This is a genomic window from Arthrobacter caoxuetaonis (assembly GCF_023921125.1).
Taxonomy (GTDB): domain Bacteria; phylum Actinomycetota; class Actinomycetes; order Actinomycetales; family Micrococcaceae; genus Arthrobacter_B; species Arthrobacter_B caoxuetaonis.
Window position 1 is genome coordinate 2,921,228 of record NZ_CP099466.1, and the last position, 14,073, is coordinate 2,935,300.

16 protein-coding genes are annotated in these 14,073 nt (G+C 66.8%); 3 read left to right on the forward strand and 13 right to left on the reverse strand.

Annotated features, from left to right (window positions below):
• Positions 1-4: 4 nt before the first annotated feature.
• Positions 5-1,153: a pyruvate dehydrogenase (acetyl-transferring) E1 component subunit alpha gene (gene pdhA / locus NF551_RS13465; protein ID WP_423720990.1), complete on the reverse strand. Its 1,149-nt coding sequence runs from the start codon at positions 1,151-1,153 to the stop codon at positions 5-7.
• A 220-nt stretch (positions 1,154-1,373) separates the two neighbouring features.
• Here pdhA and NF551_RS13470 point away from each other — a divergent pair, with 220 nt between their 5' ends.
• Positions 1,374-1,823 carry an Lrp/AsnC family transcriptional regulator gene (locus tag NF551_RS13470; RefSeq protein WP_227894155.1) on the forward strand — a complete coding sequence of 150 codons (450 nt, stop codon included), beginning with the start codon at positions 1,374-1,376 and terminating at the stop codon, positions 1,821-1,823.
• Positions 1,824-1,940: 117 nt separating this feature from the next.
• Here NF551_RS13470 and NF551_RS13475 read toward each other — a convergent pair whose 3' ends face one another.
• The 11 genes from NF551_RS13475 to paaA all read right to left on the reverse strand — a co-directional run bounded on the left by NF551_RS13475 (position 1,941) and on the right by paaA (position 10,352).
• Positions 1,941-2,198, reverse strand: coding sequence for a DUF6480 family protein (locus NF551_RS13475; RefSeq protein ID WP_227894154.1), 258 nt, complete (start codon positions 2,196-2,198; stop codon positions 1,941-1,943).
• Positions 2,199-2,290: 92 nt separating this feature from the next.
• Positions 2,291-3,529, reverse strand: coding sequence for a Dyp-type peroxidase (locus tag NF551_RS13480; protein WP_227894153.1), 1,239 nt, complete (start codon positions 3,527-3,529; stop codon positions 2,291-2,293).
• Entirely contained in the window at positions 3,529-4,137 is a 609-nt protein-coding gene (locus NF551_RS13485) for a copper chaperone PCu(A)C (RefSeq protein WP_227894152.1), read from the reverse strand. Before NF551_RS13485 ends, NF551_RS13480 begins: the two co-directional genes overlap by 1 nt.
• A gap of 118 nt (positions 4,138-4,255) precedes the next feature.
• Positions 4,256-4,879, reverse strand: coding sequence for a copper resistance CopC family protein (locus NF551_RS13490; protein ID WP_227894151.1), 624 nt, complete (start codon positions 4,877-4,879; stop codon positions 4,256-4,258).
• A 60-nt stretch (positions 4,880-4,939) separates the two neighbouring features.
• Positions 4,940-5,551, reverse strand: a complete 612-nt coding sequence (locus tag NF551_RS13495; protein WP_227894150.1) for a hypothetical protein — start codon at positions 5,549-5,551, stop codon at positions 4,940-4,942.
• Positions 5,552-5,649: 98 nt separating this feature from the next.
• Positions 5,650-6,417, reverse strand: coding sequence for an enoyl-CoA hydratase/isomerase family protein (locus tag NF551_RS13500; protein WP_227894574.1), 768 nt, complete (start codon positions 6,415-6,417; stop codon positions 5,650-5,652).
• Between the two features lie 48 nt (positions 6,418-6,465).
• Positions 6,466-7,626, reverse strand: a complete 1,161-nt coding sequence (gene paaE / locus NF551_RS13505) for a 1,2-phenylacetyl-CoA epoxidase subunit PaaE (protein ID WP_227894149.1) — start codon at positions 7,624-7,626, stop codon at positions 6,466-6,468.
• 2 nt (positions 7,627-7,628) lie between these two features.
• On the reverse strand, positions 7,629-8,171 hold the full coding sequence (gene paaD, locus NF551_RS13510; RefSeq protein WP_227894148.1) for a 1,2-phenylacetyl-CoA epoxidase subunit PaaD: 543 nt from the start codon (positions 8,169-8,171) through the stop codon (positions 7,629-7,631).
• Between the two features lie 5 nt (positions 8,172-8,176).
• Positions 8,177-8,995, reverse strand: a complete 819-nt coding sequence (gene paaC / locus NF551_RS13515; RefSeq protein ID WP_227894147.1) for a 1,2-phenylacetyl-CoA epoxidase subunit PaaC — start codon at positions 8,993-8,995, stop codon at positions 8,177-8,179.
• On the reverse strand, positions 8,992-9,354 hold the full coding sequence (gene paaB, locus NF551_RS13520; protein ID WP_227894146.1) for a 1,2-phenylacetyl-CoA epoxidase subunit PaaB: 363 nt from the start codon (positions 9,352-9,354) through the stop codon (positions 8,992-8,994). Before paaB ends, paaC begins: the two co-directional genes overlap by 4 nt.
• Before the next feature lie 2 nt (positions 9,355-9,356).
• Positions 9,357-10,352: a 1,2-phenylacetyl-CoA epoxidase subunit PaaA gene (paaA, locus tag NF551_RS13525; protein WP_227894145.1), complete on the reverse strand. Its 996-nt coding sequence runs from the start codon at positions 10,350-10,352 to the stop codon at positions 9,357-9,359.
• A 374-nt stretch (positions 10,353-10,726) separates the two neighbouring features.
• Between paaA and NF551_RS13530 the strand changes: the two genes are divergently transcribed.
• Positions 10,727-11,284 carry a hypothetical protein gene (locus NF551_RS13530; RefSeq protein WP_227915575.1) on the forward strand — a complete coding sequence of 186 codons (558 nt, stop codon included), beginning with the start codon at positions 10,727-10,729 and terminating at the stop codon, positions 11,282-11,284.
• Here NF551_RS13530 and NF551_RS13535 read toward each other — a convergent pair.
• Entirely contained in the window at positions 11,281-11,460 is a 180-nt protein-coding gene (locus tag NF551_RS13535; protein ID WP_227894143.1) for a hypothetical protein, read from the reverse strand. The two genes, NF551_RS13530 and NF551_RS13535, sit on opposite strands and share 4 nt — an antisense overlap.
• A 385-nt stretch (positions 11,461-11,845) precedes the next feature.
• On the opposite strand from NF551_RS13535, the gene NF551_RS13540 reads away from it, so the two are divergent.
• Positions 11,846-14,026, forward strand: a complete 2,181-nt coding sequence (locus NF551_RS13540; protein ID WP_227894142.1) for a S9 family peptidase — start codon at positions 11,846-11,848, stop codon at positions 14,024-14,026.
• The last annotated feature ends 47 nt before the right edge of the window (positions 14,027-14,073 follow it).

Here is a 14,073-nt window from a genome sequence, read left to right on the forward strand (position 1 = left end):
CTCCTTAGCCCTGGGTCCGTGCAATTTCGTCCTGCAGCAGGGCGGCCTGCTCGGCCAGCTGCGGGGTGCGCCGTTCATAGACGTAGTTGAAGAGGTCCATGGGTTCAGGCACGGTGTCGGTGTTCAGTCCGTCGCGGATGAGGGAGGCAGTCGTCTCGGCATCGGCAGCCATGGCTTCTTCGGCCGCGTCATCCAGCACGCCCAGTCCGCGCAGGTAGGTGCGCAGACGCTTCAGCGGATCCCGCGGTACCCACTTTTCGACGTCGGCCTCGTTGCGGTACCGGGTCGCGTCGTCCGCGTTGGTGTGCGCCTGCATCCGGTAGGTATGGGCTTCCACCAGTGCCGGCCCGCCGCCTTCACGGGCACGTTCGACGGCGGCGCCCAGGACGGCCAGCAGCGCGGCGGCGTCGTTGCCGTCCACCCGCTCACCCGGCATGCCGTAGCCGATGGCCTTGTGCGCCAGGGACGGTGCGACGCTCTGGTTCTTCAGCGGCACCGAGATGGCGTATTCGTTGTTCTGGACAAAGAAGACCACGGGAACGTGGAACACGGCGGCGAAGTTCAGCGCCTCGTGGAAATCGCCTTCGCTGGTGGCGCCGTCGCCGCACATGGCCAGCACCACGGTGTTCTCGCCGCGCAGCTTCGCAGCGTGGGCCACGCCGACGGCGTGCAGCAGCTGGGTGGCCAGCGGAGTCGCCTGCGGGGCCACCTGGTGCTCGTAGGGGTTGTACCCGGCGTGCCAGTCGCCCTTGAGCAGGGTCAGTACCTGGAGCGGATCCACGCCGCGGTGGATCACCGCCACGGTGTCGCGGTAGGTCGGAAAGAGCCAGTCGCCGTCGGAGAGCACTGCGGCGGCTGCGACCTGGCAGGCTTCCTGGCCGTGCGAAGAGGGGTAGACAGCCAGCCGTCCCTGGCGCACCAGGGCGTTGGCCTGGTCGTTGATGCGGCGGCCCGAGACCAGTCCCGCGTAGGCCGCCTGGAGTGCGTCGCCGTCAGGCAGAGGATATTTTCCGGAAGGCCGGTGGACGCCGTCTGCATCAATGAGCTGGACGGGCTCCGCCGAGGGAAGCATGGTGGCGGTGCGGTCCTCGTTATCCTCCGGACGCAGGCCCGGGGTGGACCCGGCGCGGGTGTTGCCGGTGGGAATAGTCATGGGTGCCTCCGTCAGCAAGCGGCGGATGCGGACGGCCCCGTGTACCTTTTCGAGGACCTCCGGCTCCACCCGCACGATGGAATTTCTGTAAGGCCAGTATGGGGAATCGCACCATTCGCATCCACCACTGCTCAAAATCCTAGATTTTTTGCACGCCTGACCGTATTGTGATGGACGAGTTGTAAATGTGAGCTGGATTACCATGAAGGACGTAGACACTATGGCGGAGACGCAAACGGCCCTGGATGACATCGACAAGCGGATCCTGGGCGAGCTGACCCGTGACGGACGGGCCTCCGTCAGCGCCGTTGCCGAAGCCGTGCATATTTCCCGCGCCCACGCCTACTCGCGCATTTCGAAGCTGACCAGCTCAGGGGTCCTCACCCGCTTTACGGCCCTTGTGGATCCGGCCAAGGCAGGGCTGCGGTCCAGCGCCTACGTCACCCTGAAGGTCCGCCAGCACTCCTGGCGCGAGCTCAAGGAACAGCTGCGCAAGATTCCCGAGATCCACCACATTGCCCTGGTGGGCGGCTCCTTCGACGTGATCCTGCTGGTCCGGGCCGAGGACAACCTCCACCTGCGCCAGGTGATCTTCGACCAGCTGCAGTCCATGCCCGGAGTACTGGACACCCAGACGTTCCTGGTCTTCGAGGACCTCGACGTCCGCTGACCCTCCTCTTCTATACCCGCGAGAGGCCAGTTACGGCTCGTCTCGCGCGGGAAACGAGCCGCAACTGGCCTCTCGGTGAGGGGAGGGGAGGTGAGGTGAGGTGAGGTGAGGTGGGGGTCAGTTTTCGTCGTGCCCCTGGTCCATGCTCATCTGGTTTTCGGCCGGAGGGGTTTCCCCCGGAGGCACGCCCCCGCCAGGCTCGAGGCCGGTGATGTTACCCTCTGCGGGATCGGGATTGGCGCGGCTGCCCTTTTCGCCGCTGCCGGCATGGTTGCCGGTGCCTTCTCCCGTACCGGGACCCTTCTGGGCCGATTCGGCGTCCTTGGGCTTGTCAGGATTCGCCGGATCATTGTTGGGATCGTAGCTCTGCGTCATCGTTGCCTTTCGTCTGCCCCGAAGGGGAAACCGGAAATCAATCAGCATGCTGATAATTCCAACCTAGCGCCGCCCCGGCAGCGGAGCAATCTTCAGCCGAAAAGCTGCTCTCCCACGAAACCGCCCTCCGGGGCGCCCGGAGGAACAGCAAAAACCGCTGAACCAATCGGCGTCGTCCATTCGTTGAGCAGGTCCAGTTTGTCCAGCCGCTCCTGGATGGGCAGGAACTGTGCTCTCACGTCAGCCTGGAAAGCAACGAAGATCTGGCCCGCGTCGGAAATGGTCCCGCCGGGTTCCGGAACGGCGTCGTAGTTGTAGCCCCGGCGGTAGATGCGCTGCCGCGGGTCCTCCGGACGGGCACGGCGCATGTGCGAATACTCCGGAATGACACGGAACCCTAGCGGGGTCACGGCGTCGAAATCCGGTTCGTCATGCTCGGCGGTCCCGGTCAGCGGCGCACCGTTGTCCAGTCTCCGGCCCACTGCTTCCTCCCGTCCGCGGCGGTCCAGTTCGTCCCAGGTGTCCAGGTTCATGGCGATTCGGCGGACCACCATGGACGTTCCGCCCTCCAGCCACGCGGGGATCTGTGTATCCCCCCAGACCACGCGGTCGAACTCAGGCGTGCCGGGCCGGGGATTCGCCGAGCCGTCCACCTGCCCAAAGAGATTGCGCATGGTGGTTCCCGCCGCTTCGCTGCCGTAGGCGTGCCGGAACCCGGTTTGGATCCAGCGCACGACGGCGAACGCACGGCTGTCCTTGAGCAGCATCCGCTGGGCGTGGGCAAGCGTGAGCGGATCATCTGCCCCGATCTGGAGCAGCAGGTCTCCCCCGCTCCAGCGGTCCTGCAGCGCATCGATGCTGAACGCCGGCAAGGGCCCCAGCCACGGCGGCGCCAGGTGCGGGGCGATGGCAGCAACGAGTCCGGGCCCGAATCCGAAGGTCACGGTGAGGCGTGCAGGATTGCCGGCCAGTTCCGGTTCCGTGTCCGCCAGCGCTGCCCGCCCCTGGGTGAGGGAGGCGGCGTCGTCGCTGAGCAGGCGCAGCCAGGACCGGATCCGCTCCCGTCCCACACCCCCGCGCAGGTCCAGCGCGACGAACGCTGCGTGCGCCTGCGGCGCCGTCGCGACGCCGGCCTGGTGCCTGCCGTAGAACGGGACAGTCTCGGCCCCGTTGGCCCCGGACGTATCCAGGGCGGTGCGTGTCAGCTCTGGACTGTCATTCCGGCCTCCGGCGAACTGTGCGCCCACCGCGGCAACCGCTCCCAGGCCCGCCGCCGCTCCTCCGAAAAGGAGGCGCCGGCGGCCAACCCCCTGCGCTTCTGCAGGACTCATCAGTTCTCCGCAGTGCCGTGGGTCTCCCCGGCGCCGTGGGTGTGCCCGTCGTCCGTGTGGCCGGCGTCCCCGTGTCCCGCATCTCCGTGGCCGGTTTCGGGCGCGTAGGTTTCATTGGCCCCGGCGAAGTCCTTGGCGGTGGCCTGGACGTCCAGGGTGCTGCCGTCAGCCAGTTCCAGCGTGATGTCCACCGTGTCACCGGCCAGCAGTCCGGCCTCCAGCTGCATCAGCATCAGGTGGCTGCCGCCGGGCTCGAGCACATATTCACCGCCTGCGGGAACGGTAAAGCCGCCTTCGATTTCCTGCATGGTCATGGCCCCGTCGGCGCCCATGGCCGTCTCGTGCAGTTCAACCATGCCGGCAGAAGGTGAGCTCGCGGCAACTACCGTGATGTCCTCAACTCCGGTGTTCTCCAGCGTGCCAAATGCTCCGGTCATGCCGTCGGCCTCGGCCGCCTTTGCCCACGCGCCGCTGACGGCCAGGGATGCCGCCTGCTCGGCGGCGGCCTGGGTCGGTTCGGCAGCGGGGCTGCCGGCTTCGGCGCAGCCCGCAAGTCCAGCTGCGGAGAGAGCGAGGACAGCTGCGGCAAGGGTAAGTTTCTTTTTCATTCTGGGTACTCCAATGGTGTGCTCGGCACGCTGTGCGGCACGAAAAAGTGGGTGAGGGCTGCTTTCGGGAAGGCCGAAGGCGCCGCTGCCGCGCTAAGTGCGGCCTGGCTGGTGGGTGCTAGCTGTGATTCCCGCGGCGCTTGCGCACCTGGACAACGATCGCCCACGCAGCGAGGGCAGCGGCAGCTCCTACGGCTGCGCCGGCAAGTGCCCACGGAACGTGCGACCCAACCGAGGAAGCATCCTCGGCGGCGTCCGACGGCTCCGCAGAGGCACTGGCAACGGCCGGTGCGCTGGAAGCGGTGCCCGCTGCCTGGGAGGTGGCCGGTGTTGCCGGCTCCGCCTCGGGGGACGCGACCGTGAAGCTGAACGAGCCCGTGATCGGATGTCCGTCGCCGGAAACGGCCCGCCAGTTGACCTGGTAGTCCCCGTTTTCCAGGGCCGGCAGCGCCTGGACCAGGGTTTCCCGGTTCAGGACAGGTTCGCCTTCTGCAACGGTGGTTCCCGCGGCGTCGACGACGATGACCTGGTTGCCGAGGTCCATCAGTTCGGAGCTGAAGACCAGGGCGATTTCCGCGGGCGCTGCTTCGAGGACGCTGCCGTCAGCGGGGGTGGAGGAGACAAGCTCATCGTGAGCCGACGCCGAAGGTGCGGCGGCGAGGGCCGCGGCGAAGGCGCCGAGAAGGACTGCGGCGAAGAGCAGGAATCGGGTGTGGGCGTGCCGGTAGAGAGAGGTAGCCATAGCTGCTTTCCGTTCCGTGGGGCGGAACTGGGATTCATTCGTGCGGGTGCGCGGATGCGCCTAGCGGGACACGAATGCTGCAGGAGGGCCGCGGTGGCGAAGCGTCAGGAGCGGAATGCCGAGGCTGCGCAGCCCCTGGGGCTGGATGGCCAGCACTGCGGCGGGGGCGGGAGGAAAATGGTGCGGCTGGAACAGCGGCAGCAGTGCGCCGGGACGCAGGCCGAGGGATTCCAGGAGCCTGCGGGCTGTTTGCTCGCCGAATGCCAGGATCCAGATGGTCGCCGCTGCGGCGAGGGCGTGGCTGAGCCACATGGCTGCCGCGGCGTCGACGGATCCGGCAGCGGTGACCGCGGCGGCGGCGGGACCGGCGGGGAAGGGCATTCCGTGGCCGGCATGGCCGGCGTGGGCGCCGATGGCCGCAGGTGCGGAGCCGATACTGAAAAGCAGATGGAACAAGCCCTGGCTAAAGACAACTGCTGCGGACAGCCTGCCCAGGGACAGGTTGCGTCCGGCAAGCAGGCAGCTCACCATGGCCGAGACTGCGAGGGAGAAAAGGACCAGCGCGGGCTCAGGCGCCGCGCCTCCGCCCAGCACGTGGGACGCTGCCGCAACGGCTGTGGCTGCGGATGCACCGGCCCAGCCGCGCACCAAGCGTGCGGCACGCGCTGTCATGTCTCCTCCTCGGGCACGAATGCCGGGAAGCAGTCCTCAACCGGCCCTGCCATTCTCCCGGAGTTTACCGGCGGTGTCGAATAACCGCCCTCCCCCGCTCAGCCCTTGAAGCTGGGCTTGCGCTTTTCGTTGAAGGCAGCGAAGCCTTCGGCGTAGTCGTCCGTGCCGCAGAGCATGCCCTGGGCCTTGTTCTCGTCCTCGATGGAATCCCAGAGCCCCAGCCGGGAATCGCGGATCTGGGCGACCAGTTCCTTCGAAGCGCGGAAGGCTCCGGTAGCGCCGGTGGCCACGCGGGCGACTGTGGCCCGGGTGGACTCCAGCAGCTCATCGGCCGGGAAGACCCGGCTGAACAGCCCGGCGGCCACGGCTTCGGATCCGCTCATCAGGTCGGCCGTGTAAATCAGGTCCAGCGTGCGGTGCGCACCGAGGCGTTCGGTGAACAGCCAGTGTCCGCCTGAGTCCAGGGTTGCCCCCAGGTTGGCGAACGGGGAACCGATCTTGGCGTTGTCCGCCACGTAGACCACGTCAGTTGCGACGAGCAGGCCCAGCCCGACGCCGAGGCACGCGCCCTGCGCCGCAGCGAAGGTGGGTGCCGGGAAGGATGCCATCTTCCTCAGCAGCGGAGTCACGAGTTCGCCAAGGTAGGCGTAGGCATCGTCATCGGCCGGAACGACGCCGGAGATGTCGCGTCCGGCGCAGAACGCCCTGCCTTCCCCGCGCAGCAGCAGCGCCCGCACCCCGGCGGCCTCGGCGTCGTCGTACGCCTTGTACAGATCTGCCAGCGCCGCCTCGTCCAGCGAGTTCAGTTTTTTCGGCGCGTTGAGGACAACCTCGGCCACGCCGTCGGCGATGTTCAGCTGGACCATGGACTCGGTGGGTGCGGGGCTCTGCTCGCTCATGGGTTCTGCGTACTCCTAGGCGTCGTAGTCGACGGTGACTTCGGGGCTGGTGGGACGGCTCTGGCAGGTCAGGATGTAACCCTTTTCGATTTCATCCGGTTCCAGCGCGTAGTTCTCTTCCATCTCGACCGTGCCGGAGACGACCTTGGCCCGGCAGGTGCCGCAGACGCCGCCGGCGCACGCGAACGGCACGTCGGGGCGGACGCGCAGCGCGGCGTTGAGGATCGATTCACGCGCATGGGTCGGGCTGGCAACCTTGCCCTGCAGTCCGTCCAGCCGGAAACTGATCTCGTAGTTGTCCGCCGAGGGATCCACCTCGACCGGCCGGCCGATCTGTCCCTCGGGCTTGCCCGGCTGGCCGGTGGTGAACAGTTCGAAGCGGACCTTCTCCGATTCGACGCCGCGCTCGGCCAGGGTGTCCCGGCACAGCTGCACGAGCTCGAACGGTCCGCAGAGGAACCATTCGTCGACGTCGCGGGTGGGCAGCACGGATTCAATCAGCGAGGAGAGCTTCTCGCCGTCGATCCGGCCGGAAAGCAGCGGCGAGATGCGCTGTTCGCGGGAAAGCACATGGTGCAGGGCGAACCGAGCCGGGTACTTGTCCTTCAGGTCTGCCAGTTCCTCCAGGAACATCACGTCCATGGCGGCCTTGTTGGCGTAGACCAGGTCAAACCGGACGTTCTCCGAGGCGGCCAGCACGGTGCGGGCGATCGAGATCACCGGGGTGATGCCGGAACCGGCGGCAACGGCCACGAACACGTTCTCATCCGTGACGTCGATGTCTTCGGGGTGGTTCAGCGCGGTCATGGGGTGCTTGGAGATGAAGCCGCCGGTGGGGCTCATGACGTCCAGGACGTCCCCGGCCTTGAGGTTCTCATTGGCCCAGGTGGAGAACTTGCCGCCGAGGTCGCGCTTGATGGCAACGCGGATCTCGCCCGGCTTCGGCTCGGCGCAGATGGAGTAGCTGCGGCGGATCTCCGCACCGTCCAGGGTGGTGCGGAGCGCAACGTACTGTCCGGGCAGGTAGTCGAAGGACCCGGCCAGTTCCTCGGGAACGGCAAAAGTGACCTCGATGGCGTCTTCGGTGAGCCGGCGGACAGCACTGACCGTCAGCGGGTGGAAGGCGGTGCGGCGCGAAGCCGGGGCTGCGCCGGCCTCGGTGGTGGAGGTTGTCATGGTTAGAGCACCTTGAAGTAGTCGAAGGGTTCCTGGCAGTCGCGGCAGACGTACAGCGCCTTGCAGGAAGTGGAGCCAAAGCGTGTCATTTCACGCGTATTCAGGGAGGAGCACTGCGGGCATTTGACGCTCATGCCCAGCCGGACGGGACCCGCGGCGGCCCGCCCGGTGGGCGGCGCGATTCCGTACTGGTTGAGCTTGGTCTTGCCGGCCTCGCTCATCCAGTCCGTGGTCCACGCCGGGGCCAGGACCAGGTCCACCTGGACCTGGCCGTAGCCCGAGGCGCGGAGGACAGCAGTTACGTCGTCGCGGATGGCGTCCATGGCGGGGCAGCCGGAGTAGGTGGGGGTGATGGCCACCCGCACCGCGTTCCCCGGCTGCACCTCGACGGCGCGCAGCACCCCAAGGTCCTCAATGGTAAGGACCGGGATCTCCGGATCGCAGACTGTGGCGGCAATGTCCCAGGCCGCGGCTGCTGCCGGGTCCTGCGGGCGCAGTTCCGTGCTTGCCGCCGGGTCCACGGGTACTGCCTGTGTCTCGTTCATGGCTGTTACCAGGTCGCGCCGGGGTGCTGGCGGGCCAGGACCTGCATCTCCGCCAGGATGTACCCGAGGTACTCGCTGTGGGCACCGCGGCGGCCACCGCCGGGCGCAGGCTGCACCACGGGAGCCTCAAGTTCGGCTTCAGCCAGGACTGCGCCGACCTTCTCGTCGAACGCTGCGCGGAGCGTCGAAGGCAGGACGGCGATCCCCTCGAGGGAGCGGACCAGGTCGTCATCCTCGAACAGTTCGGCAACGTGGGGCCAGACCAGTTCCAGGGCCCGGATCATCCGGGTGCGGGACTCTTCGGTGCCCAGGCCGAGGCGGAGGACCCACTGCGCGCTGTGGTCGCGGTGGTAATCGACTTCCTTCACTGCTTTGGCAGCGATGGCGGCGAGGGTCTCGTCCTTGGAGGAGAGCATCGCGGTGTAGAGCTCGTACTGGAAGAAGGAGACGACGAGCTGCCGGGCGATGGTCCGGGCGAAGTCGCCGTTCTCCTGCTCGAACATATGCGCCGAACGGTATTCTTCTTCGGTGCGCCAGTAAGCCAGGTCGTCCTCGGTCTTGCCCCAGGCCGTGCCGGCGTAGGTCAGGAAGGAACGGGCATGGCCAATCAGGTCCAGGGCAATGTTGGAGAGGGCAATGTCCTCTTCCAGTTCCGGAGCCCGGGAAATCCACCAGCCCAGGCGCTGGGCCAGGATCAGGGAGTCGTCACCCAGGCGCAGGGCGTATTCCGCAACTGCTTCCGGAGCCTTGACCTCAGAGGCTGCAATGTCCTCCGGACGGAGGGCGTTTCCGGGGGTAATCCGGGTGGCGCTGTCCGTGTTCACAGGTGCTTCACCCCTTCAGACTTGCGGTAGTACGTTGCGTGCCGGTAGTCCTTGCCCTGCGGGGACTCGAAGAACTGGCCCTTGGCGTCGGGGTCGGTGGAAATGATCGCCTCAGCCGGGACCACCCAGAGCGAAACTCCTTCGTTGCGCCGGGTGTAAAGGTCACGCGCGTTGCGAACTGCCATGTCGGCGTCGGGAGCATGCAGTGAACCCGCGTGGACGTGGGAGAGGCCGCGGGAAGAGCGGACAAATACTTCCCACAGCGGCCAGGCCGCGTTGACGCCTGTGTTCGGGGCAACCGAACCGGACGTTGCCGCCGTCTTGGTGCCGTCGTCGCCCGTTGTCGAACCGGAAACCATGCTTATGCCACCTCTGTCTTTCGTGCCTGTTTTGCCGCATAGGCGGCTGCTGCTTCGCGCACCCAGGCGCCGTCTTCGTGTGCCTCGCGGCGGCGGGCCAGCCGCTGGGCGTTGCAGGGACCGCGTCCTGCGAGGACTTCCTTGAACTCGTTCCAGTCCAGCGGTCCGTGCTCCCATTTACCGGTTTCTTCGTTGAACCGGATCTGGTCATCGGGGAGGGTCAGGCCAAGGACCTTGACCTGCTCGTAAATCATGCCGACAAAGCGCTGGCGAAGTTCATCGTTGGAGAAGCGCTTGATGTTCCACGCCATGGACTGGCGCGAGTTGGGGGAATCGTCATCCGGCGGGCCGAACATCATCAGCGCCGGTGCGTACCAGCGGTTGATGGAGTCCTGGGCCATCTGCTTCTGGGCTTCGGTGCCGCTGGCAAGCTCCAGCAGGATTTCGAAACCCTGTCGCTGGTGGAAGGACTCTTCCTTGCAGATGCGCACCATGGCACGGCCGTACGGGCCGTAGGAGGCACGGCAGAGCGGAACCTGATTGGCAATGGCCGCGCCGTCGACCAGCCAGCCGATGGCACCCATGTCGGCCCAGGTGCGGGTCGGGTAGTTGAAGATCGAGGAGTAGCGGGCCTTGCCCGCGATCAGGTCCTCGGTCATCTTGTCCCGCGGGGTGCCGAGGGTCTCGGCTGCGGAGTAGAGGTACAGGCCGTGGCCTGCTTCATCCTGGACCTTGGCCATCAGGATGGCTTTGCGCTTCAGCGAAGGTGCCCGGGTGATCCAGTTGGCTTCGGGCTGCATTCCGATGATCTCGGAGTGCGCATGCTGGGAGACCTGGCGGACCAGGGTCTTGCGGTAGCCTTCGGGCATCCAGTCCCGGGGTTCAATCCTCGAGTCCTGGGCGATGATTGCGTCAAAGGCTGCCTGTCCTGCCGCGTCATCGTCGCTGTTGGCCGGGACGGCGTACAGGTCGCGCTGGGCATCCATCTGCGTAGCCATATATGTCACCTCACTGTTTGTCCACGTGACCGCGGTCCGCTCCGCGGAAGTCGTCCGGCCAATAATTACCGACCGTTCGTTCAGAATATGCGTGTGAGCGGTGGCACGTCAAGACGGATGTGCTCTGTTGCGCCGGGCTGCCGGTTTTCGCCAGCCCGCCTGGTGGATCCGTGGCCGCGCCTGCGGTCCTGCAGGATCCTTCTCCTGTGGACCCTGCAGGAACCGGGCAGTCCGGATTCCTCCAGGGAGACCCCAACAGGAAACGGGCAGTCCTGCGGATTCCTCCAGGGAGACCCCAACAGGAAACGGGCAGTCCGGAAACGGCGGCCGAACGGGTTACCTTTGGAATGACATCCAGCAGGGAGGAGGCACGCATGGCCGACATCGGCTCATCGGAGCGGACGGAGCTCCAGGAAGACATCCGCAAGGACTTTTCGCCCGCCGCCCTCGTCTCCCAGCTGCTGGTACCCATCCTGCTCGGTCTTCTGGGATTCTGTGCGGTAGCCGCCGCCGTCTCGTCCACCGCCGGTGTCATGGGGGTCACCGTCAGCGGCTTGGCCGTCGTCGTGACCCTGCTTCTTGCTGCAGGACTGTCGCCGCGCTACCTTCCCGCCTTCAGCCGCGGCAGCTGGCCCAGGGTGTTTGCCGCCGCCGCAGCAGCCGGCGCCCTGCACCTTCTCCTGTACTGGACCGCCGGCAGCACGGTTCTGCTGAGCCTTCCGGCCTTTCCGATCGCCTTGGCCGGAGGCGCCCTGCTGCTGGCAACGTCTCTGTGGTCCCAGTTCCGGCGCGGCCCGGCCGCCGAAGATCCGGTGACGCTGCCGCAGACTCCAGCCCGCCCCTTCGCCCAAACCCTTGTGCTGGTCCTGGCGAACTGGGTGTTCTTTGCCGCCGCCGGTATGTTCAGCGCCTGGATCATGCTCGGGCGCTAGGGGCTGCGGCTTTCGGGCATTCCGGGGTCCTGGCGGAGCAGGTGTTCTTCGCCGTCGCCGGATTGTTCAGCGCCTGCATCGTGCTCGTGCAGCGCCCACTGCCGGCTCCCGGCGACTCCGCTGCGTCTTGTCCCTGCAACAACTGCGTTCCGGGAAAAGGCTGCAATCAGTGACACGGTTTTCCTGCACTTTGGGTATTTCGCTGCGTTCTGTGCATTTTGCAGCTCTGCGCCAAGCAGCAAAACGTACAAAGTGCAGCAAACCGGTCACATCGCAGCAAAACCCCGCAGGTCCGGACCCGGAGCCCGCAGCAAGCCTGCGCGCGACGCCGCCGTCGCCCCACGCGCCCCCATGCCGTCCCCGCCCGCGCCGTCGCGCGTCCACGCCCGCGCCACCCCGCCAGCACGCCGCCGTCACCCCACGCGCCCCCATGCCGTCCCCGCCCGCGCCGTTGCGCGTCCACGCCCGCGCCACCCCGCACCACCCGCCCCAGCTCCGCCCCGAGCGTAAAGGCGGCGCGCGCCGTCGCGGGCCGGTGGGCGGGTCGATATATTCGGGACCATGACTACACCCATTCCCCCGGTTGCCAAAAAAGTCCCCGTCGAACGCACCCACCACGGTCAGACGTTCACCGACGACTATGAATGGCTGCGGGAGAAGGAGAGCCCGGAGGTCATCACACACCTCCAGGCGGAGAACGCCTACACCGAGGCCGTCACGGCGGACCAGGAGCCGCTGCGCCAGCAGATCTTCGACGAGATCAAGTCCCGCACCGTGGAGACGGATCTTTCCGTACCGGCGCGCAAGCGCGGCTGGTGGTACTACACGCGGACCGAGGAAGGCCAGCAGTACGCCATCCACTGCCGCACCGCGGCACAGGACACCGGTGACCTGCACGCGGACTGGACTCCTCCCGTCGTCGAACCCGGGGTTCCCGTTCCGGGTGAGCAGATCCTCATCGACGGCAATGCCGAAGCCGAGGGCAAGCCGTTCTTCTCCCTCGGCGGCCTGGCGGTCACTGAGGACGGCAACCTGCTGGCCTACTGCGAGGACAATGCCGGGGATGAACGGTTCACGCTGCGGATCAAGGACCTGCGCACCGGCGAACTGCTGCCCGACGTCGTGTCCAACGTCTTCTACTCGCTCGCCTTCTCCCCGGACGGCACGCGGGTCTTCTATACCGTCGTCGACGATTCCTGGCGCCCGTATCAGATCAAGGCGCACACCCTGGGCACCGATGTCAGCGAGGACACCGTGATTTACCAGGAGGACGACGTCGCCATGTGGACGGGCTTCGACCTCTCGGCGGACCGGAAGCAGCTCCTGATCAGCATCAGCTGCTCCGAGTACAGCGAGTACCGGGTCCTTGATTTCGACGACGCCGCCGGCACCGTGCGCACCCTGATTCCGCGCAGCGAACGCATCCTGTACGAAGCCGAGCCGTTCACGCGCGAGGGCGAACGCCAGTACCTCATCACGCACAACCGAAACGCACTGAACTCCATGCTGTCCCTGGTCGCCGGCCCGGAGTTCTCCAAGCCGCTGGACGAGCAGGTTTGGCACACCGTGGTGGCGCACGACGACGAGGTGCGGGTCAACGGCGCCTCCGTCACCTCAACGCACGTGCTGGTTTCGGTCCGGAAGGACACCACGGAGCGGGTCCAGATCCTGCCCCTGGCCGGGATCGGCACGCAGGAGCAGGCTGAGCCGAGCGAACCGTCCTTCGACGAGGAGCTCTACACGGCCGGGCTCACCAACGCCGAGTACGATTCTCCGGTCATCCGGATCAGCTACACCTCTTACCTCACCCCGCCGCGCGTCTACGACTACGTCCTGGCGACCGGGGGGCTGGAACTGCGCAAGGAAACCCCCGTCCGCGGCGGCTACGATCCGGCCAACTACGCCGCGGAGCGGGAATGGGCGACGGCGCCGGACGGCACCCAGGTGCCGCTCTCGATCCTGCGCCGCCGGGAGGTGGAGCGGAACGGGTCCAACCCGGCCCTGGTCTATGCGTACGGCAGCTATGAGATCTCCATGGATCCGGGCTTCAACATTGCCCGGCTTTCCCTGCTGGACCGGGGCGTGGTGTTCGTCGTCGCGCATATCCGCGGCGGCGGCGAGATGGGCCGGGCCTGGTATGACCAGGGCAAGAAGCTGAACAAGAAGAACACGTTCACCGACTTCGTGGCCGCCACGGAGCACGTGGCTTCGACCGGCTGGGCCGATCCGGAGCGGATTGCGGCCATGGGCGGATCGGCCGGCGGCCTGCTGATGGGCGCCATCGCGAACCTGGCTCCCGAGAAGTACAAGGCCATCGTGGCGCAGGTTCCGTTCGTGGATGCCCTGACCACCATCCTTGACCCGGAGCTCCCGCTCTCGGCCCTGGAATGGGAAGAGTGGGGCAACCCGATCACCGATCCCGACGTCTACCAGTACATGAGCGAGTACAGCCCGTACGAGAATGTCCGGGCCGTGGACTACCCGCGGATCGCCGCCGTCACCAGCTTCAACGACACGCGTGTGCTGTATGTGGAGCCAGCCAAGTGGGTCGCCAAGCTACGCGAAACCGGAACGGGTTCCGAACCGGTGGTGCTCAAGATCGAGATGGACGGCGGCCACGGCGGGGCTTCCGGCCGCTACGAGGCGTGGAAGGACCGGGCCTGGGACTACGCGTTCGTGCTAGCTGCGCTCGGCGCCCGGGAACTGCTGCCCGGCGTCGATTCCCCGGTTCCGGCGCAGTAAAGCCGCAAGGACGACGACGGCGGGGGCCCGGGTGTGCAACGGCACCC

What these genes read in the sequence shown, in the direction of transcription:
- pdhA (WP_423720990.1), bottom strand. Translation starts at nt 1,153, where the DNA reads ATGACTATTCCCACCGGCAACACCCGCGCCGGGTCCACCCCGGGCCTG.
- NF551_RS13470 (WP_227894155.1), top strand. Translation starts at nt 1,374, where the DNA reads ATGGCGGAGACGCAAACGGCCCTGGATGACATCGACAAGCGGATCCTG.
- NF551_RS13475 (WP_227894154.1), bottom strand. Translation starts at nt 2,198, where the DNA reads ATGACGCAGAGCTACGATCCCAACAATGATCCGGCGAATCCTGACAAG.
- NF551_RS13480 (WP_227894153.1), bottom strand. Translation starts at nt 3,529, where the DNA reads ATGAGTCCTGCAGAAGCGCAGGGGGTTGGCCGCCGGCGCCTCCTTTTC.
- NF551_RS13485 (WP_227894152.1), bottom strand. Translation starts at nt 4,137, where the DNA reads ATGAAAAAGAAACTTACCCTTGCCGCAGCTGTCCTCGCTCTCTCCGCA.
- NF551_RS13490 (WP_227894151.1), bottom strand. Translation starts at nt 4,879, where the DNA reads ATGGCTACCTCTCTCTACCGGCACGCCCACACCCGATTCCTGCTCTTC.
- NF551_RS13495 (WP_227894150.1), bottom strand. Translation starts at nt 5,551, where the DNA reads ATGACAGCGCGTGCCGCACGCTTGGTGCGCGGCTGGGCCGGTGCATCC.
- NF551_RS13500 (WP_227894574.1), bottom strand. Translation starts at nt 6,417, where the DNA reads ATGGTCCAGCTGAACATCGCCGACGGCGTGGCCGAGGTTGTCCTCAAC.
- paaE (WP_227894149.1), bottom strand. Translation starts at nt 7,626, where the DNA reads ATGACAACCTCCACCACCGAGGCCGGCGCAGCCCCGGCTTCGCGCCGC.
- paaD (WP_227894148.1), bottom strand. Translation starts at nt 8,171, where the DNA reads ATGAACGAGACACAGGCAGTACCCGTGGACCCGGCGGCAAGCACGGAA.
- paaB (WP_227894146.1), bottom strand. Translation starts at nt 9,354, where the DNA reads ATGGTTTCCGGTTCGACAACGGGCGACGACGGCACCAAGACGGCGGCA.
- paaA (WP_227894145.1), bottom strand. Translation starts at nt 10,352, where the DNA reads ATGGCTACGCAGATGGATGCCCAGCGCGACCTGTACGCCGTCCCGGCC.
- NF551_RS13530 (WP_227915575.1), top strand. Translation starts at nt 10,727, where the DNA reads ATGGCCGACATCGGCTCATCGGAGCGGACGGAGCTCCAGGAAGACATC.
- NF551_RS13540 (WP_227894142.1), top strand. Translation starts at nt 11,846, where the DNA reads ATGACTACACCCATTCCCCCGGTTGCCAAAAAAGTCCCCGTCGAACGC.